15 protein-coding genes are annotated in these 16,644 nt (G+C 71.7%); 10 read left to right on the top strand and 5 right to left on the bottom strand.

What is annotated here, in order from left to right; translation table 11 throughout:
• Nucleotides 1-105 precede the first annotated feature (105 nt).
• Genes ABTY04_RS31980 through ABTY04_RS31990 form a run of 3 tightly spaced genes read left to right on the top strand, consistent with a single transcriptional unit; the run spans nucleotide 106 to nucleotide 2,779 of the window.
• Nucleotides 106-789 carry a DedA family protein gene (locus ABTY04_RS31980; RefSeq protein ID WP_352216926.1) on the top strand — a complete coding sequence of 228 codons (684 nt, stop codon included), beginning with the start codon at nucleotides 106-108 and terminating at the stop codon, nucleotides 787-789.
• Nucleotides 790-835: 46 nt separating this feature from the next.
• Nucleotides 836-1,513, top strand: a complete 678-nt coding sequence (locus ABTY04_RS31985) for a phosphatase PAP2 family protein (RefSeq protein WP_352216927.1) — start codon at nucleotides 836-838, stop codon at nucleotides 1,511-1,513.
• A 36-nt stretch (nucleotides 1,514-1,549) separates the two neighbouring features.
• Complete coding sequence (locus tag ABTY04_RS31990) at nucleotides 1,550-2,779, top strand: SGNH/GDSL hydrolase family protein (protein ID WP_352216928.1); 1,230 nt, start codon at nucleotides 1,550-1,552, stop codon at nucleotides 2,777-2,779.
• Nucleotides 2,780-2,787: 8 nt separating this feature from the next.
• On the opposite strand, the gene ABTY04_RS31995 is transcribed toward ABTY04_RS31990, so the two are convergent.
• From ABTY04_RS31995 to ABTY04_RS32005, 3 genes are all read right to left on the bottom strand, one after another.
• Nucleotides 2,788-5,076 (bottom strand): immune inhibitor A domain-containing protein, encoded by a 2,289-nt coding sequence (locus ABTY04_RS31995; protein WP_352216929.1) that lies wholly within the window; start codon nucleotides 5,074-5,076, stop codon nucleotides 2,788-2,790.
• Nucleotides 5,077-5,245: 169 nt separating this feature from the next.
• The gene (locus ABTY04_RS32000; protein ID WP_352216930.1) at nucleotides 5,246-7,108 is read right to left on the bottom strand and encodes a M1 family metallopeptidase; all 1,863 of its coding nucleotides are present in this window, start codon (nucleotides 7,106-7,108) and stop codon (nucleotides 5,246-5,248) included.
• A gap of 222 nt (nucleotides 7,109-7,330) precedes the next feature.
• Nucleotides 7,331-9,340, bottom strand: coding sequence for a CASTOR/POLLUX-related putative ion channel (locus tag ABTY04_RS32005; RefSeq protein ID WP_352216931.1), 2,010 nt, complete (start codon nucleotides 9,338-9,340; stop codon nucleotides 7,331-7,333).
• Between the two features lie 261 nt (nucleotides 9,341-9,601).
• On the opposite strand from ABTY04_RS32005, the gene ABTY04_RS32010 reads away from it, so the two are divergent.
• From ABTY04_RS32010 to ABTY04_RS32025, 4 genes are all read left to right on the top strand, one after another.
• Nucleotides 9,602-10,168, top strand: a complete 567-nt coding sequence (locus tag ABTY04_RS32010) for a PadR family transcriptional regulator (RefSeq protein ID WP_352216932.1) — start codon at nucleotides 9,602-9,604, stop codon at nucleotides 10,166-10,168.
• 73 nt (nucleotides 10,169-10,241) lie between these two features.
• On the top strand, nucleotides 10,242-11,969 hold the full coding sequence (locus ABTY04_RS32015) for an acyl-CoA dehydrogenase family protein (RefSeq protein ID WP_352216933.1): 1,728 nt from the start codon (nucleotides 10,242-10,244) through the stop codon (nucleotides 11,967-11,969).
• 97 nt (nucleotides 11,970-12,066) lie between these two features.
• The gene (locus ABTY04_RS32020) at nucleotides 12,067-12,243 is read left to right on the top strand and encodes a hypothetical protein (RefSeq protein ID WP_352216934.1); all 177 of its coding nucleotides are present in this window, start codon (nucleotides 12,067-12,069) and stop codon (nucleotides 12,241-12,243) included.
• Nucleotides 12,244-12,252: 9 nt separating this feature from the next.
• Nucleotides 12,253-13,212, top strand: coding sequence for an aldo/keto reductase (locus tag ABTY04_RS32025; RefSeq protein ID WP_352216935.1), 960 nt, complete (start codon nucleotides 12,253-12,255; stop codon nucleotides 13,210-13,212).
• 45 nt (nucleotides 13,213-13,257) lie between these two features.
• Here the strand turns inward: ABTY04_RS32025 and ABTY04_RS32030 are convergent, their stop codons facing one another.
• Both ABTY04_RS32030 and ABTY04_RS32035 read right to left on the bottom strand, forming a co-directional pair.
• The gene (locus ABTY04_RS32030) at nucleotides 13,258-13,527 is read right to left on the bottom strand and encodes a DUF4190 domain-containing protein (RefSeq protein WP_502996759.1); all 270 of its coding nucleotides are present in this window, start codon (nucleotides 13,525-13,527) and stop codon (nucleotides 13,258-13,260) included.
• Nucleotides 13,528-13,529: 2 nt separating this feature from the next.
• The gene (locus tag ABTY04_RS32035; RefSeq protein ID WP_352216937.1) at nucleotides 13,530-13,706 is read right to left on the bottom strand and encodes a hypothetical protein; all 177 of its coding nucleotides are present in this window, start codon (nucleotides 13,704-13,706) and stop codon (nucleotides 13,530-13,532) included.
• Between the two features lie 110 nt (nucleotides 13,707-13,816).
• On the opposite strand from ABTY04_RS32035, the gene ABTY04_RS32040 reads away from it, so the two are divergent.
• The 3 genes from ABTY04_RS32040 to ABTY04_RS32050 form a co-directional block, all read left to right on the top strand.
• Nucleotides 13,817-14,464, top strand: a complete 648-nt coding sequence (locus ABTY04_RS32040; RefSeq protein ID WP_352216938.1) for a TetR family transcriptional regulator — start codon at nucleotides 13,817-13,819, stop codon at nucleotides 14,462-14,464.
• A 168-nt stretch (nucleotides 14,465-14,632) separates the two neighbouring features.
• The gene (locus tag ABTY04_RS32045) at nucleotides 14,633-15,088 is read left to right on the top strand and encodes a BP74-related protein (RefSeq protein WP_352216939.1); all 456 of its coding nucleotides are present in this window, start codon (nucleotides 14,633-14,635) and stop codon (nucleotides 15,086-15,088) included.
• 402 nt (nucleotides 15,089-15,490) lie between these two features.
• The coding region (locus ABTY04_RS32050; RefSeq protein WP_352216940.1) for an IS200/IS605 family accessory protein TnpB-related protein at nucleotides 15,491-16,644 on the top strand (1,154 nt) is incomplete at its 3' end.

The following is a 16,644-nucleotide window of genomic DNA, read 5'->3' on the forward strand; positions in this document are numbered from 1 at the left end:
GCGTCCGATCGTCTACAGTTCCGTAGACCGTCTACGGAGCGGTAGACGGCCGCCGGTCGGGTGTCGTCCTGGGCTCTCGGCCCTCACCGTACGGGAGTCGTTCCCTTGGCCTCATCCCCTCTTGCGGCGGCGGTACAGGGCCTCAGCCCCCAGGCCGTCAACCTGCTGGACGCCGGCTCCCTGCTCGCGGCCTTCGGAACGCTGGGCATCGCGGTCGTCATGTTCGCCGAGACCGGCCTCCTGGTCGGGTTCTTCCTGCCCGGCGACTCGCTGCTCTTCACCGCCGGACTGTTCTGCGTCCCGGACGCGGACGGCCCCGTGCACTTCTCGCTTCCCCTGGTGCTGTGCGCGGCTTCGGCCGGAGCCCTGCTCGGGGCCCAGGCCGGCTACCTCATCGGCCGGCGCGGCGGGCGGGCCCTGCTGGCCCGCAGCCGCAGCCGCAAGCTCCACGAAGGCGCCGAGCGGGCCGAAGAGCTCCTCGACCGCTACGGCCACGCGAAGGCCATCGTGCTCGCCCGGTTCGTCCCCATCGTGCGTACCGTGCTGAACCCGCTGGCCGGCGCCCTCGACGTGCCCGCCCGCGTCTTCACCCTGTGGCAGGTCGCGGGCGGGCTCCTCTGGACCCTCGGCCTCGTGCTCGCCGGCTACGCGCTCGGCTCCTCGGTACCCGACATCGACCACTACCTGCTGCCGATCGTGGCGCTCTTCGTCCTCCTCTCCCTCGCCCCGCTGGCCTTCGAAATGTTCCGCCGCAGGGGCAGCCGAGCCTCGGACGGAGGCTCGCGGTGAGCCGGCTCGCGGCAGCCCTCCTGCGACGGCCGGGCGTACTGCCGGCGTGTTCCCGGGCCGCCCCCTGATGGAGACGGGCAAGCCACCGCCGCCCGCCCGCCGGGTGCCGGCCGCAGTGCTGTGCGCGGTGCCGTGCGCCGCGCTGTTCGTGCTGCTGGCCGCCCTGGTCGCGGCCCGCAACGGCGCCCCGTTCCCCGTGGACGAGAGCTGGCACCAGTGGTCGGTGCAGCACCGCCCCGCCGTCCTGGTGGCCCTCGCCCGCGGCATCACGGCGACCGGCAGCGGCCCCGTCCCGTACGTGTGCGCCGTCGCCGCCGGGCTCATCGCGGGCCGGGGCAGCCGCGGCCGGGTGGCGGCGGCCGCGGGCGCACTCGCTTTCCTGCTGCTCGTCCAAGGGGTGCGCTACGCCGTCGTGCACGCCGTGGCGCGGCCGCGTCCGCCCGTTGCCGACTGGGCCGCGCCGGCCTCGGGTTTCGCCTTCCCCTCCGGTCACGCCACCACCTCGGCCGTCGTGGCCGGGCTACTGGCCTGGGCCGCGTGGCGCACGGCGGGCCCGGCCGCCGCCCGGCTCTGGTGGGCCCTGGCGGCCTGCTGGGCCGTGGCCGTCGGCCTGAGCCGGATCTACCTCGGGATGCACTGGCCCACGGACGTCCTCGGCGGCTGGTTCTTCGCCCTGACCTGGCTGACCGCTGCGAGCGCCCTGGCCCGTGCGCGCGGAAAGTGATGTGCGGATCCGGGATCCGGTTGACAGGCTGGGGCCATGAGCCACCCGCACGAATCCGTACCCGGCCGGTCCGACCGGACCGCCGCACCGGTCGCCACACCCGTCTCCACGCCCATCACCGCGGAACTCCTGCGCGGTGCGCTCGATCTGGAGCGCACCGAGCACGGCGTGCTCCCGCACCGGCTCCCGGCCCGGGCCCGCGCGCAGTGCGCCGACGGGCAGACGGCGATGGCGCAGGCCCAGCCCTCCGGCGTACGGCTGGTGTTCCGCACCAGGGCGACCGTCGTCGAACTGGACACGCTGCGCACCAAGATGGCCTACGCGGGCGCCCCGCCCCGCCCCGACGGCGTGTACGACCTGCTCGTCGACGGCCGCCCGGCCGGTCAGTCCGCGGTGACCGGCGGCCACGTCCTCACGGTCGACATGACCACCGGGTCCGCGCAGACCCGGCCCGGACCGGTCGGCACCGTCCGGTTCACCGGACTGTCCGACCGCCCGAAGCACGTCGAGATATGGCTTCCGCACAACGAGATCACCGAGCTCGTCGCCCTGCGCACCGACGCCCCCGTCGAACCGGTACCGCACGGAAACCGCAGGGTGTGGCTGCACCACGGCAGTTCGATCAGCCAGGGCTCGAACGCCGCGAGCCCCTCCACGACCTGGCCGGCGCTGGCGGCTGCCCTCGGTGGTGCGGAGCTGGTCAACCTGGGGCTGGGCGGCAGCGCCCTGCTCGATCCGTTCACCGCCCGCGCCATGCGGGACACACCCGCGGACCTGCTCAGCATCAAGATCGGCATCAACCTGGTCAACACCGATCTGATGCGGCTGCGCGCCTTCACCCCGGCGGTGCACGGCTTCCTCGACACCCTCCGCGAGGGGCATCCCACCACGCCCCTGCTGGTCGTCTCGTCGATCCTGTGCCCCATCCACGAGGACACCCCCGGCCCCACTGCCCCGGACTTCACCGACCTCCAGGCCGGGAAGATCCGGTTCCGGGCCGCGGGCGACCCCGCGGAGCGCGCCGCCGGGAAGCTGACGCTCAACGTCATCCGTACGGAACTGGCGCGCATCGTGCGGCAGCGGGCGGCACAGGACCCCCACCTGTACCACCTCGACGGCCGAGAGCTTTACGGCGAGGCGGACTTCGCCGAGCTGCCGCTCCCCGACGAGCTCCACCCGGACGCCGCCACCCACCGCCGCATCGGTGACCGCTTCGCCGGACTGGTCTTCGGTGCCGGCGGGGCCTTCGCCGCAGAGCGCGGCTGACGCGCCCGTCAGGGCGAGGGGCTGACCTGGACGGTGGTCAGGGCGCCCCCTGAAGCCTCCTTCACGACGGCGATCCGGGTCCCGGTGTCGGGGACCTTCACACCCACCTGCGGCAGGTCGGCGTTCCAGTAGCCGCCCCGCCGGTCGTCGAAGACCGCGATCCCGGGCCGCGCCGGGATCAGCACCGGCACGCCGGCCTTGTGCAGCACGATCTCGTCGGTCGGCCGTGTGGAGAACGTGGCGTCGAAAGTCTGCACACGGGCGCCCAGCACGGTGCCGTCGGCAGCCCGCAGCGGCTCCGGTCGCGCGTCGACGGGGAGCAGCATCCCCGCGCCCGGGTGCGCCTTCGTGGTGTTGTCTCCGTACGCCGTGTCCCAGAGCCAGATGAGCACGCCCTGCTGGTACGGGTAGAACTCCACGGTGTCGTTGCCGGAGCCGAAGTTGTACGGGCCGCTCTTGAGGTAGGCGCCGTAGCCGGTGTAACGCCGGTTCTCGACCAGGTAGGCGCGCGGGTGCTCCGCGCTCCCGGTACGGCCCTGCGTACGAGACCAGCGGTGCGCCGTCCAGCCGTTGTCACCCTGTTCGGCGCCGTCGTGCAGCAGCTCCCGCTCACCCGCCGTGATCCGTATGTCGTCGAAGGTGACGCCCTTGCCGTGCGTGTTCCCGTCCGAGGTCACCCGCAGGCGCAGTTGGATGCCGCGGCCGGCGAACCGGTCCAGGGGCACGCCGAGTTCGGCCCAGCCGCCCGAGGCGCCGGAGATCCCCTTCGCCGGGATCGCGGCGCCGCCGACCGTGCCCGCCAGGGCGGACCAGGTGGTGCCGCCGTCCGTCGAGGCCTCCACGGTCAGGAAGTCGAAGTCCTGCTCGGTGTCGTACCAGACGCGGGCGTCGAGCCGGACCGGACCCGCACCCGGTGCCCGGTCGGAGAGGTCGACCGTCCGGGTCAGGGTGTTGTCCATGAAGTCGCCGGTGCCGCTCCACCACTGGCTGCCGCCCTCGTAGGGGTCGGTCAGTCCGGTCCGGGTCACCGAGGGCGGCAGGTGCACCAGCAGGGCCTGTGGATCCTCGGTGTTGTAGCCGGACACCCCGAGGACGGCGCGCGTCCTGCGGCCCGCATCGGCCTCGGTGTACTCCAGCCAGCCCAGTTGCAGCTTGCTCCAGGGGTCGAGGTCGCCGGGATAGTCCCCGGTGGTGTTCCGCCCCTTGCCGAGGTAGGAGGCCGTTGACATCAGCGACCAGAAGTTGACGCTGTTGTCCCCGTCGGAGCTGTACAGGTCGGGCAGCCCGAGGTCGTGCCCGAACTCGTGGGCGAACAGGCCGACTCCGCTGTTCTCGCCGCCGGTCAGGTAGTCGCCGGCCCAGATGCCGGAGTCGCCCACCGGGGTGCCGCCCGCCTTGTTGCCCGCGGGGCCCGCGCTGCCCGCCTGGTCCCAGTACGCGAACCAGCGGTGCGCCCAGACGGCATCCTTGCCCTGGTCGCCGCCGCCCCAGGTCTGGTCCTTGCCCGCGTGGACGACGACGAGGTGGTCGATGTAGCCGTCCGGTTCGTCGAAGTTGCCGTCGTGGTCGGCGTCGTAGCGGTCCCACACGTCGTACTCGGCCAGCTGGGCCTTGATCTCTTCCGGGGTACGGCCCTTGGCGCGCTCGGTGTGGTACCAGGCGTTGGTGGCATCGCGTACGAGGTCCCAGTTGGTGCGGCACTGGCCGGGCTCGGAGCAGTTGTCCGTCCCGTAGCGGGCCTCGTTCCACGGCAGCCGCACCCAGTCGCTGACCTGGCCGTCCATGTCGTAGCGGCCGGAGGACTGCAAGCGGTAGTAGTTGCGGAGCGTTACGGCGCCGGGGTCGGTGCCGAAGAACTGATGCTGGTAGTAGTCCCGGCTGAAGTCCTTGCGCCACAGGGTGTGGTTGTCGCTCTTCGCGGGCTTGGCGATGGTGTCGTGGCGAGGGCCGGGCGTGCCGCCGAAGCGGGGCTTGCCCTCGAACTCGGTGGTCGTGTCCACCTGGTCGCCGAACTCGGCCAGGATCACGAACACCTTGTCCTTGCGCTCCTGGGCGAGTTCGACGTACCGCTTGCCGACCGCGGCCCGGCGGGGGAGCGTGCCGTCCGCCTCGGCCGCCGTGGTGCCGGAGGCGACACCTTCGAGTGCCTGGCGGCGCAGGCTCTGGCGCTGGAGCTCCAGGGGTGCGGGCGGCGGGGCGGGGGACAGCTCGGGGGCCTGCTGCGCCGCGGGGGGCGGCGTTGCGGGCGCGGCGAGCGCGGGGGTGGCGAGGAGGGCGAGAGATATCGCCGCTACCACCGCGGGGAGTCTGCGCAACGTGGCTGACCTTTCGGTGAGTTCGGTCGAAGCGCAGGTAATATTTCACATGTCACAGGTGACGGCTAGGGTGCGGTCGTAGTCATGAGTTCGCCGCGGTGGGCGTCAGGAGGCGCCCACCGCGGCGAAGGGCTGCCGGGCCGGTGTCGGCTCAGCCGTCGATGCGGTGCTGGGTCCAGAAGGAGGTCAGGTCCGTGGTCGTGGCGGCCTGGGCGGCCGCCTTGAACTCGGCCGTGGTGGACACGCCGTACCAGTGCGAAGTGGCGTAGTCCTTCAGCAGCTTGGCCATCGCCGTGTCGCCGAGGACGCGCCGCAGGTCGTGCAGGGCGCACTTGCCGTAGCCGTAGACGACGGTGGAGTACCGGGAGGAGTGGGCGTCCCAGTAGCCCATGGAGTTGGTGATCTTCTCAGCGGACGAGGCCCACGAGACGCTGCTCCAGCAGTTGGTCCCGGTCTTGCCCAGGGCCAGGTCGGTGGCGTAGTCGGTGAAGGCCTCGTCGAGCCACGGGCCGGCGTACTCGTCGTCGCCGACGATGCCGTACCACCACTGGTGGCCGATCTCGTGGGTGAGCGCCGTGGTGCTGACCAGGTCGAGGACGAATCCGGGGTACTCCATCCCGCCGAACCAGTAGTTGTTGTCGATCACGGCGTCCAGTTCGCCGTACGGGTAGGCGCCGAACCGGGCCGCGTGGGCGTCCACGGCCGACTTGGCGGTGGCGAGCATCGACTGCGCGTCTGCCGAGCCGATACCCGAGACGGAGTAGATGTTGATCGGGGTCCCGGCCGTCGAGGTGCCGGAGATCTTGCTGAACGGGCCCGCCGCCCAGGCGAAGTCGCGGACCTTGGTCGCGGCGGCCGTGGTGACCGTGCGTCCGCTGGAGCCGGGGGTGTCGACCGAGGCGCCGGTGGCCGGGACGAGCAGGGTGCTCGGGTGGTCGAGGGTCACGCGGAAATCGGAGGCCAGTGAGTAGAAGGACTCTCCGTTGTTGGTGTACGGGTCCAGGTGCCAGCCCGCCCCGTCCCTGATCGCGAGGACGGGCAGGGCGTTGCCGAGCATGCTGAAAGCCCCGTCGTAGCCGAAGCGGTCGGCTCCGCTGGGCACGGTGATGCCCAGGTCGAAGCCGATCGTGGCGGTCTGGCCCTGTGTCAGCGGAGTCGGCAGGTCGATCTTGAGGGCGGTGCAGCCGACCGAGAGGGCGCCGGCGGTGCCGCCGGTGACGTTGCCGACCGTGATCGGCATGGCCGAGCAGGTGCCGTGGTAGTTGTCCCACAGTCTGAGGTAGACCTCGCTGAGCGGGGCGGCGGAGGCGTTGGTGAAGCTCGCGCTCTCGTGGCCGGTCCAGACGGTGCCGCTGGTGTTGCTGCTCAGGCTGACGGTGTACGAGGGCGCGGCCGGAGTGCGGGTGGAGTCGGCGGGCGGGACGGTGCCGCCCGAGGTGGCGAGGGCCACGTCGTCGAGGACGAAGCTCGTCTGGAGGCTGGAGTCCTCGGTGCCGGTGAAGGTGACGTCGACGGTCTGGCCGGCGAAGGCCGACACGTCGAACGACTTCTGCGCGTAGCCGGTGTTCTTGTCGAGGTTCGAGTACGTGGCCAGCGTCGTGGCGCCGATCTTCGCCGTCAGTTTGTCGTACTTGGTGGACGTCGTCGTCTCGGCGGTGTCGATGTGCAGCCAGAAGGTGAGGGTGGCGGTGCTGCAGCCGGACGGGATCGAGACGCTCTGGGAGAGGGTGTCGGTGTGCGTCCGGCCGACACCGTTCAGCCAGGCGAAAGTGGTGCCGCCGTGGGCGGTCTGACCGGCGCGGCTGGTGATCACACTGGCCGACGACTGGGTCCAGGGCGAAGTGCCGCTCTCGAAGCCGCCGTTGGCGACCACCTGGGCCGGGGTGCAGGCGGCGGCCGCCGCGGGTGCCTTGTGCGGTGCTGCTGCGGCCGGTGTGACGGAGAGTGCTGCGGCGGCCAGCGCGGCGAGGGCGAATGCGCTCGCGGCCAAGGCCTTGTGGGGGGTTGGTCTCACGCGGAACTCCTTTGAGACGGCCGGGATTCCGGCCTGCTCGGTGGCCGCCCGCCCGGTTCGGGTGCGCCGGAGGGCAGCCGCGGACTGTGTGCATCGTCTGCACGATCGCTTGGTGAGATCTGCTGTGCGGTGTCGCCCTGGGTCAGGGCGACGACCGCCGGAAGAGCCTGGCAGATTTGACCTGGGCATGCCATCAGGGACGGGTAAAGTGTTCGTACTCCGTCAGGGCCCGCCCGTCGTCTCGACGGCGGCCGGCTTCCGGCTGCCGGGAAGGGCGTCGGGCGGGGGAGCGGCGGAACCGGCGGCCGGGGCCGCCGATTCCGGCGCCAGTACGATCACCGAGTCCTGCGCGCCGAACCGTACGGGCACCCTCTTGTCCGGATTGATCCGGACGCCGTACGAGGGGTCCTGCGAGGCGTCCTCGTACACCCGGTACCCGATGACGCAGTGCCCCTGCCGACGGCCTGACTCCACGACCGTGGCGAACGTGACCGGGCGTCCTGGTGCGACGTAGTGCGTCGCAGGCCTCAGGTGGAGCGAGTCGCCGTCGGCCGAGAACAGGCTGTCGAAGACGTCGGCGAGGTGCCGGTTCTCCGCGATCTGGGTCATCAGCAGGCTGATGAGCCGACCGCCGACGATGAAGTCGGCGCCCTCCCGGGCGGGGGCGAGCAGCCGGTTGCGGTCGTCGGCCATCTCGGTCACAACGGCCAGTTCCCGGCCCGAGGCCTCCTCCAGGGCGCGCAGGTGGAGCAGGGTCACCAGGGTCCGGTCGTCACCGGCGAGCGCACCGGGGGCGGCGTCGTCCGCGTCGTCGTACCCGAGGACGATGGCCCGGTCGAAGGACGGCACGTCCAGAGCGCCCAGCGCCCCCGGGTCGGTGATGTCCCCGCCGTGGACCGTGACCCGCATGCGGCGGGCATGCGACCTCGCGCACCGGGCGGCGTCCCGGAGCGCTTCCTCGCCCTGCGCGACGACCACCAGTTCGGACCCCTCGGGTGCGCACGGGTCGAGCTGGTCGATGATCAGCGGAGCGCGGCGGTTCCAGCCGAGCATCAGGAAGCGCTCGGGGTGCGGCGCCGAACCGCCGGGCAGCACGATCGCCGCCTCGTCCACGGGCAGCGGCCCGTCCGCCATCACCGCGGTGTCGTCGTCCTCGGTGACGAGGACGATCCGGTCGTCCGCCCCCAGCACGCTGCCGGCCGCCGGGTTGAGCTCGACGCCGCCGGCGCCGCGCACGATGCCGACGACGGACGAAGTGGCGTACGCGAGGAGCAGTTCGCCGAAGGTGCGCCCGGTCAGGGCGGGTTCGCGGACCGTGTAGAACTCGTCTCCGGCGAAGTCCAGCAGTTCCTGGTGGACCAACGACAGCCCGGGCTGGCGCGAGGTCCGGGCGATGAGGCGGGCGGTGACGTCCTCGATGTTCAGCACCCGGCCGTGCGGTCCGGCGGCGAGTTGCGCCGCGCGGTGGTGGCGGCCGTCGCGGACCGCGGCGACGACGCCGGGGCGGCCCCGCCCCCGTACGGCCGCCTCCAGGGCGAGCAGCGTCTTCACCACGTGGGCGTCACCGCCCTCGCCCTCGCGGGTGAGGACGAGGACCGCGCGGGCCGTCTCGGGACGGACGAGGGCGACCACCGCCGGGTCCGTGGTCACCCCGCTGCGGCAGAACAGCCGGGTGTGGCCCAGCCGGCCGGCCGCGAGGGCGATTTCGTCCTCCATCTCCGCCTTGTCCTTCGGGCCGAGAACGGCGACGACGGCCCTGCGCTGGTTGGCGTTGGCGGCGATCAGTTCGGAGACGATCGGGAAGACCTGGTCGGACCAGCCCAGCAGCACGGTGTGCTGCTCCTCCAGGACGGTGGAGCGTCCGCGCCGCAGGGCCAGCACCTTGTCGTTGAGCCCGGTGGTGATCAGGCTGACGAGCGTGGAGACGAACAGCAGTGCCACGAGGGCCAGCAGCACCGAGAACAGCACGTAGAGCGGGCTGCCGACCGCTCCGCCGATCTTCAGGGTCTGTCCGACGCTGACCCAGACGGCCAGCAGCCGCCCGGACCAGGTGGCGGGCACCCGCCGGTCGGCCCAGACCAGTGCCGCGCTCGCCGGGACCACGACGGCCAGGCAGACCAGGGTCAGCCAGCCGATGAGCACCGGCGTTCCGCGCGCCATGACGCTGTCGAACCAGTACCGCGTGCGCGGCAGATCGGGTCCGCGCCGCTGCGTCGTCCTGCGACCTGTCAACCGGGGTTCCTCGGGCAGCTGTCGGTACCGGGGGCGGCGGGCCAACGTGCGCCCGCCGCCGGCGGGTTTGTGTACGGACCACGCTAGTGCGCCCGGACCGGGCGGAGGGTGGCAGACCCTCACGATTCCGCACATCGCGTGACAACTCGGTCCCGTTTTCGGGTACCGTGCGCTCACCGGCCGCGGCCGAGCCGGGTGAGCCGCGTCTCACCCCGGCGCTCCGGCTTGTCTATGCAACGAGTTGCATAGAAGGATCGGGGTATGGCGCTCGAACACGCGATCCTCGTCTCGCTGCTGGAGAAGCCGGGTTCGGGCTATGAGCTCGCCCGGCGGTTCGAGCGGTCCATCGGCTACTTCTGGACCGCCACCCACCAGCAGATCTACCGCGTCCTCAAGCGCATGGAGACCGACGGCCTGCTCGCCGTCCGCGAGGTGGAGCAGCAGGGCCGGCCGGACAAGAAGGAGTACTCCGTCGCGGACCCGGGCCGCGTCGCGCTCTCCCGCTGGCTCCATGAGCCGAGCGAACCCGAGAGTCTGCGGCACGACCTCGCCGTGAAGATCCGCGGCGCTGCCTTCGACGACCCGGCCGCACTGGTGCACGAGGTCGAGCGGCACCGCCAGGTGCACAGCGACCGGCTCGCCCACTATCTCGCCGGGGAACTGCGCGACTTCACCGGACCCGAGGCCCCCGTACCGGCCGACGCCGGCGGCGAACTGCAGCACGTCGTGCTCCGCGGCGGCATCGCGTACGAACGGATGACGATCGCCTGGCTCGACGACGTCCTCGCCACCCTCCGCCGGCTCGGCGCGCCCCGCCCGCGCACCTGAGCCGCTCCCCCCGCTCGGAATCGCACCTTCACCCCTCACTTCTCACCCCTCAACCACCGGAAGGCGAACCTCCATGGCCGACGCCCTGCTGTTCAACCCGCGCACCTACGACCCGCAGCACTTCGACCCCGAGACCCGCAGGCTGCTGCGCGCCACCGTCGACTGGTTCGAGGAGCGAGGCAAGCGCAGGATCATCGAGGACTACCGCACTCGCGCCTGGCTGGGCGACTTCCTCGCCTTCTCCGCCAAGGAAGGCCTGTTCGCCACCTTCCTCACCCCGGCCTCCGCGGCCGACGCCCATGCGGACAAGCGCTGGGACACCGCCCGGATCGCCGCCCTCAACGAGATCTTCGGGTTCTACGGTCTCGACTACTGGTACGCGTGGCAGGTGACCATCCTCGGCCTCGGTCCCGTCTGGCAGAGCGACAACGCCGCCGCCCGCGCCCGCGCGGCCGAACTCCTCTCCCAGGGCGAGGTGTTCGCCTTCGGCCTCTCCGAGAAGGAGCACGGCGCCGACATCTACTCCACCGACATGCTGCTGGAGCCGTCCACCGACGGTGCCGGCGGTTTCCGGGCCACCGGCTCCAAGTACTACATCGGCAACGGCAACGCGGCCGGTCTCGTCTCCGTCTTCGGGCGCCGCACCGACATCGAGGGCCCGGACGGGTACGTCTTCTTCGCCGCCGACAGCCGCCACCCGGCCTACCACCTGGTGAAGAACGTCGTCGACTCCTCCAAGTACGTCAGCGAGTTCCGCCTGGAGGACTACCCGGTCGGCCCGGACGACGTCCTGCACACCGGCCGCGCCGCCTTCGACGCCGCGCTCAACACCGTCAACGTCGGCAAGTTCAACCTCTGCACCGCCTCGATCGGCATCTGCGAGCACGCGATGTACGAGGCCGTCACCCACGCGCACGGCCGCATCCTGTACGGCCGCCCCGTCACCGCGTTCCCCCACGTGCGCCGTGAGCTGGCGGACGCGTACGTACGCCTCGTCGGGATGAAGCTGTTCAGCGACCGGGCCGTCGACTACTTCCGCACCGCGGGCCCCGACGACCGCCGCTACCTGCTCTTCAACCCGATGACGAAGATGAAGGTGACCACGGAGGGCGAGAAGGTCATCGACCTGATGTGGGACGTCATCGCCGCGAAGGGCTTCGAGAAGGACAACTACTTCGCGCAGGCCGCCGTCGAGATCCGCGGGCTGCCCAAGCTGGAGGGCACGGTCCACGTCAACCTCGCGCTGATCCTCAAGTTCATGCGCAACCACCTGCTGGACCCGGCCGAGTACGCGCCCGTCCCGGCCCGCCTCGACGCGGCCGACGACGACTTCCTCTTCCGGCAGGGCCCGGCCCGGGGCCTCGGCTCCGTCCGCTTCCACGACTGGCGCCCCGCTTTCGAGGCGTACGCGGCGGTGCCGAACGTCGCCCGGTTCCGCGAACAGGCCGACGCGCTCTGCGAGTTCGTCGCCACCGCCGCCCCGGACGAAGAGCAGAGCCGCGACCTCGACCTCCTGCTCGCCGTCGGCCAGCTCTTCGCGCTCGTCGTCCACGGCCAGCTGATCCTGGAGCAGGCGAAGCTGACCGGCCTCGACGAGGACGTGCTGGACGAGCTGTTCGCGGTCCTCGTACGCGACTTCTCCGCGCACGCCGTGGAGCTGCACGGCAAGGACTCCGCCACCGAGGCACAGCAGGGCTGGGCGCTCGGCGCGGTCCGGCGCCCGGTCGTCGACGAGGCCCGCTCTGCCCGGGTCTGGGAGCGCGTCGAGGCCCTGGCCGGCGCGTACGAGATGGCGCCGTAACGGCGCCGGCCCGGCCGTCACGGCCCACCGCTGCGGCGACCGCGGCGGTGGGCCGCGGCCCGGCCCGCGGAGCCGCGCCGGCGCGTAGCGTGGTCGCATGACCACGATTGCGGCCCGTGCGGGCGGACCGAAGGTTCCGCCCTCCTATCCGCCGCGGACGCCTCCGCCGCAGAAGAAGCCCGTGGAAGCCCCGCGCCCCCGGCCCGCCACGAAGCCGGCGGCCCGCTTCCGCGCGCGTGCGGCCGGGATACGGGGCCGGGCCGCGGCCTCGTAGGGTGGCCGCATGGCGATCACACCCCCGGAGAAGGACGGTACCCGGCTGCTGTACGGATGCATGGCGCTCGGCGGCAGCTGGGACGACGATGCGTACGGCCCCGCCGACATCGATGCGGCCGAGGCGGCGATCGTGGCGGCGCTGGACAGCGGAATCGACACCTTCGACCATGCGGACATCTACCGCCGCGGCAAGGCGGAAGCCGTCTTCGGCGAGGTCCTGGCCCGCACGCCCGGGCTCCGCGAGCGCATCGTGCTGCAGACGAAGTGCGGGATCCGGCTCGCTGAGGGAGGCCGCCCCGGCATCTACGACCTGCGCGGCTCCTCCATCGTGCGGCGCGTCGAGGAGAGCCTCGCCCGCCTTCGCACCGATGCCGTCGACGTCCTGCTCCTGCACCGGCCCGATCCCCTGGCCGACCCGGAGGACATCGCGGCGGCCCTCACCTCGCTGCGCGGGCAGGGGCTGGTCCGCCGGTTCGGCGTCTCGAACATGAACGCCGCGCAGATCGCCCGCCTCCAGCGGCACCTCGCGTTCCCGCTGGTCGCCAACCAGTTGGAGATGAGCCTGGACCGGCGGGACTGGCTTGAGGACGGGGTCCTCGTCAACACGGCCACCGCGGCGGCGGGCGGCTTCCCGTCCGGGACGGTCGAGCACTGCCTGGAGAACGGTGTCCGCCTCCAGGCCTGGGGCGCGCTGGCACAGGGCCGCTTCACCGGACGGCAGGAGAGCCCCGGCGAGCACGCGACGGCCCGCCTCGTGCGCGCGCTGGCCGACGCCAAGGGCACGACGCCGGAGACGGTCCTGCTGTGGTGGCTGCAGCGGCATCCCGCGCGGATCGCCCCCGTCGTGGGGAGCGGTCGCCCGGAGCGAATCCGTGCCTGCCGCGACGCGGCGCTGCGCGAGCCCGACCTGACGCACGAGGAGTGGTACGACCTGTGGATCACCGCCCGCGGAGCCCCGCTGCCGTAGCGAGGCGCCGCGGGCGGACGGGCCGGAGGTGCCGTGGCGGGGCGGTCAGCCGATGCTCCACGACCAGGTCTGGTCCGCGCTGACCAGCCAGGCCAGGACGAGGAGGTCGGCGACGCCCAGGGCGAGGCCGAGCCGGGCGCGTCCGGGGCGGCTCGTACCGCGGTGGAGGGCGAGGGCGGCGAGGACGATCGAGGCCGGTCCGAGGAACAGGTTCATCGCGAGGAGGCCGACCAGGCCGAACACGAAGGAGGCCACGGCCATCCCGTCGGCCTGCCGTCCGGCGGGGGCGCGGAGCGTGGTGCCGGGGGCGTTCATGGTCATCCTTCCCGTCGGCCGGACGGCCGGTGGTGGCGGGCCGTCCGCTCCCGGACCGCGAAGACCAGCAGCCAGCAGGCGATCGCGGCAGTGGCGGCGAGGGTCACGTGTACGGGGACATGGGCAACGGTTCCGAGGGCGATCCCCATCAGCATGAGGGCCGCTATCAGGAAGAGCATCGTGCTTCCTCCATCGTGCTCACTCCAAAGAATGGGAGACAGTTGTGCACTGACTGCTCAGTCTAAATGCAGGCATGCGGATTCAGGGAATCGGGGGTTGACTTTTCGTCATGAGTGAGATCATCGGGGCACGCCAGGCCCAACGTCGCAAAACGCGCAGGGCCTTGCTGGATGCGGCCCTGTTGCTGCTCGAGGAGCAGAGTCTGGGCAGTCTCGGCCTGCGGGAGGTGACCCGGGTCGCCGGAGTGACCCCGACCGCCTTCTACCGGCACTTCCGGGACACCGAGGAGCTGGGGATCGCGCTGGTGGACGAGGCGCTGCAGAGTCTGCACGGCGCCGTCCGCTCGACCCTCGCCGCGTCCGGCGACGCGGCGCAGCGGATCGACACGACGGTGGAGTTGATGGCCGAACTCGTACGGGAGTATCCCGGGCACATCCGCTTCATCGTGCGCGAACGGCACGGCGGCGTCCGCAGGGTCCGTGAGGCGGTGGCCGGGCAGCTCGACGCGTTCGCCGGCGAGGTGGCCGAACGTCTCGGCGCGGATCCGCTGAGCGCGGGCTGGAGTCCGGACGACCTGCTCATGCTGGCGCGGCTGTACGTCGACCACATGGTGATGACGGTGTCCGCCTACCTGGCCGCCGGCCCGGAGGGTGGGGAATGGGCCGCGGTCACGCACACCGCACGCCGCCAGCTGCGGCTGATCCACGCCGGGAGGCTGAACTGGGCCGCGGTGCAGGACGACGCCCGCGGGCGCTGAGTTCCCGGGTGCCGGGAGGCGTTCGGGCGGGCTCGGGGGACTTTGGGGCACTCCTCAAGGGCCTTTTGGGCACCCTTGGGGTGGAATAGACCATTCCTTTGGATTTCGAACTAGGTTCGCCGCAGACGGGTCGTGGACGCGACCCGACAGACACTGGAGGTCTCAGACATGCGACGCAGCCTCACGAGGGCCGGCAGTCTCGCGGTGGTCTCGATGTTCGCCCTGGCATTGGCCACACCTGCCCAGGCGGCACAGGACAGCGGTGCGGGAGCGAATTCCGTGGCCGCGGCCTACTTCGAGTTCACCGACGGCACGGACACGTTCGTCTTCCAGCTCACCGACCCCGCCCGGATCCGGCAGGCCCGCGACATCCTGAACGGCGTGGACACGGAGAACGTCGGCGTCATGGGCACGGTGGTCAAGAGCCCCGCCTCCTACAACAAGCCCTGGAAGTACCATCTCGCCCCGAACTCGGTGACGTTCTTCGGCATGGCCATGGAGGTGTGCGACGCGAGCATCTCCTACGTCAACGGCCACCTGGGCGAGGTCGGCGGCGCGCTCCTGCCCCGGTCGACCTGGTGTCCCTGGCGCTCGAAGCTTACGCGCGAGGTCTCCAGGCCCTGAGATCGCACGGCTTGGAGGCGCCGCGCCCTGGGCCGCTGACCGCGCTCGACGCCGCTCCGGCCGCCGGCCCCGCCGGCGGCCGGACGCCGGGTGTCGGCCAATCCTGCGAGGCGCCCAGGCCGATTCGCGCCTGCTCCGTCCCCTTGCGCGCACCCTTGGTAGAGTTCCGGCTGGGTGGCAGGTACACGCATAATTGCATCTGTGCGTACGGGGGTTGGAACTGCTGCCTGTTGACTGGGTTTGAGTGTGTTCTGGCGTGTATGAGCGAGTGCCTCGTCCTCGTCCGTGGCCGTGGGTTGATGCCGGGTGGGAATGGGGGTTCCTGCATCGAACGGGTGACCTTTGCCGGTGGTCGTTGGGTGTGGGGGCGGGTTGTCCGGTGTGCGAGGGGGGTGTGAAGGGGTGGGCGGGCTGCGGGAGTTGTCGGCGCCGTTTGTCGCGCTCGGGCCCACGGGAGTCGCGGTGCGGACCCGGCTGAAGGACCTCATGCCGCGGGATGAGGAGGTGCTGGCCCTGGTCGGCGCGCACCTGGGCGCGCTCGCCTCGAAGGACCTCAAGGCGCGGTGTGCCGACGGGCTGGAGCACTCCACCGACACGTGGGCCGCGCGCAAACGTGTGCTGACGGCACTCTCGTCGTCGCGGTGGGCGGGGGCGGTCACGAAGGCCACCCACGACCAGTGGGCGCTGGCCCGGCGCGGCCAGGCAGCGCACCTGAAGAGCCTCGAAGCAGGCGTCAGGACGATCACACACCGCCTGTCGCTGCCCGTCGGGCAGAAGGGCGGCAAACACGCCCCGGGCGGATACCGCAGCAGGCGGGAATGGTTCGCCAAGACCCGCCGCCTGCACGTGCTGCAAGACCGGCTCGATGCGGTACGGGCCGACCACCGGGCAGGGCGGGTCCGGGTCGTACGGGGCGGCAGACGCCTCCTGGGCACCCGTCACAACCTCGCTGCCGCCGGGCTCGGCGAGACCGAATGGCGCGGGCGGTGGGAAGCCGAACGCCGGTTCCTCACAGCTGACGGCGAGAGCGGCAAAAGGTTCGGCAACGAGACGATGCGTGTCACGCCGGACGGCGAGGTGACCGTCAAGCTCCCCGCCCCGCTCGCCCATCTGGCCAACGCGAAGCACGGCCGGTACGTGAAGCACGGCCGGTACGTCCTGAACTCCCGAGTGAGGTTCCCGCACCGGGGCACCGAGTGGGCCGACCGGATCGAAGCGAACCGGGCCGTTGCGTACCGCATCCACTGCGACGTGCAGCGCGGGCGCTGGTATCTGACAGCGTCATGGCAGTACGCGCCGACGAAGACGATCGCGATCGAGGCCGCTCTCGCGCACGGTGTGATCGGCGTGGACACCAACGCCGACCACCTCGCCGCCTGGCGCCTCGACGTCCACGGAAACCCGACCGGCAGTCCGCGCCGCTTCCACTTCGACCTGACCGGCAGCGCGAACCACCGTGATGCCCAGGTCCGGCACGCCCTGACCCGGCTGCTGCACTGGGCGAAGACCTGCGGCGTAGCGGCGATCGCGGTCGAGGACCTGGACTTCGGTGCGGA

Source organism: Streptomyces sp. NPDC097981 (assembly GCF_040302565.1).
Lineage (GTDB): Bacteria > Actinomycetota > Actinomycetes > Streptomycetales > Streptomycetaceae > Streptomyces.

Bases quoted from the DNA above. Each gene is read 5' to 3' on its own strand.
- ABTY04_RS31990 (WP_352216928.1), top strand. From the start codon at position 1,550: ATGAGCCACCCGCACGAATCCGTACCCGGCCGGTCCGACCGGACCGCC.
- ABTY04_RS32010 (WP_352216932.1), top strand. From the start codon at position 9,602: ATGGCGCTCGAACACGCGATCCTCGTCTCGCTGCTGGAGAAGCCGGGT.
- ABTY04_RS32015 (WP_352216933.1), top strand. From the start codon at position 10,242: ATGGCCGACGCCCTGCTGTTCAACCCGCGCACCTACGACCCGCAGCAC.
- ABTY04_RS32020 (WP_352216934.1), top strand. From the start codon at position 12,067: ATGACCACGATTGCGGCCCGTGCGGGCGGACCGAAGGTTCCGCCCTCC.
- ABTY04_RS32025 (WP_352216935.1), top strand. From the start codon at position 12,253: ATGGCGATCACACCCCCGGAGAAGGACGGTACCCGGCTGCTGTACGGA.
- ABTY04_RS32030 (WP_502996759.1), bottom strand. From the start codon at position 13,527: ATGAACGCCCCCGGCACCACGCTCCGCGCCCCCGCCGGACGGCAGGCC.
- ABTY04_RS32035 (WP_352216937.1), bottom strand. From the start codon at position 13,706: ATGCTCTTCCTGATAGCGGCCCTCATGCTGATGGGGATCGCCCTCGGA.
- ABTY04_RS32040 (WP_352216938.1), top strand. From the start codon at position 13,817: ATGAGTGAGATCATCGGGGCACGCCAGGCCCAACGTCGCAAAACGCGC.
- ABTY04_RS32045 (WP_352216939.1), top strand. From the start codon at position 14,633: ATGCGACGCAGCCTCACGAGGGCCGGCAGTCTCGCGGTGGTCTCGATG.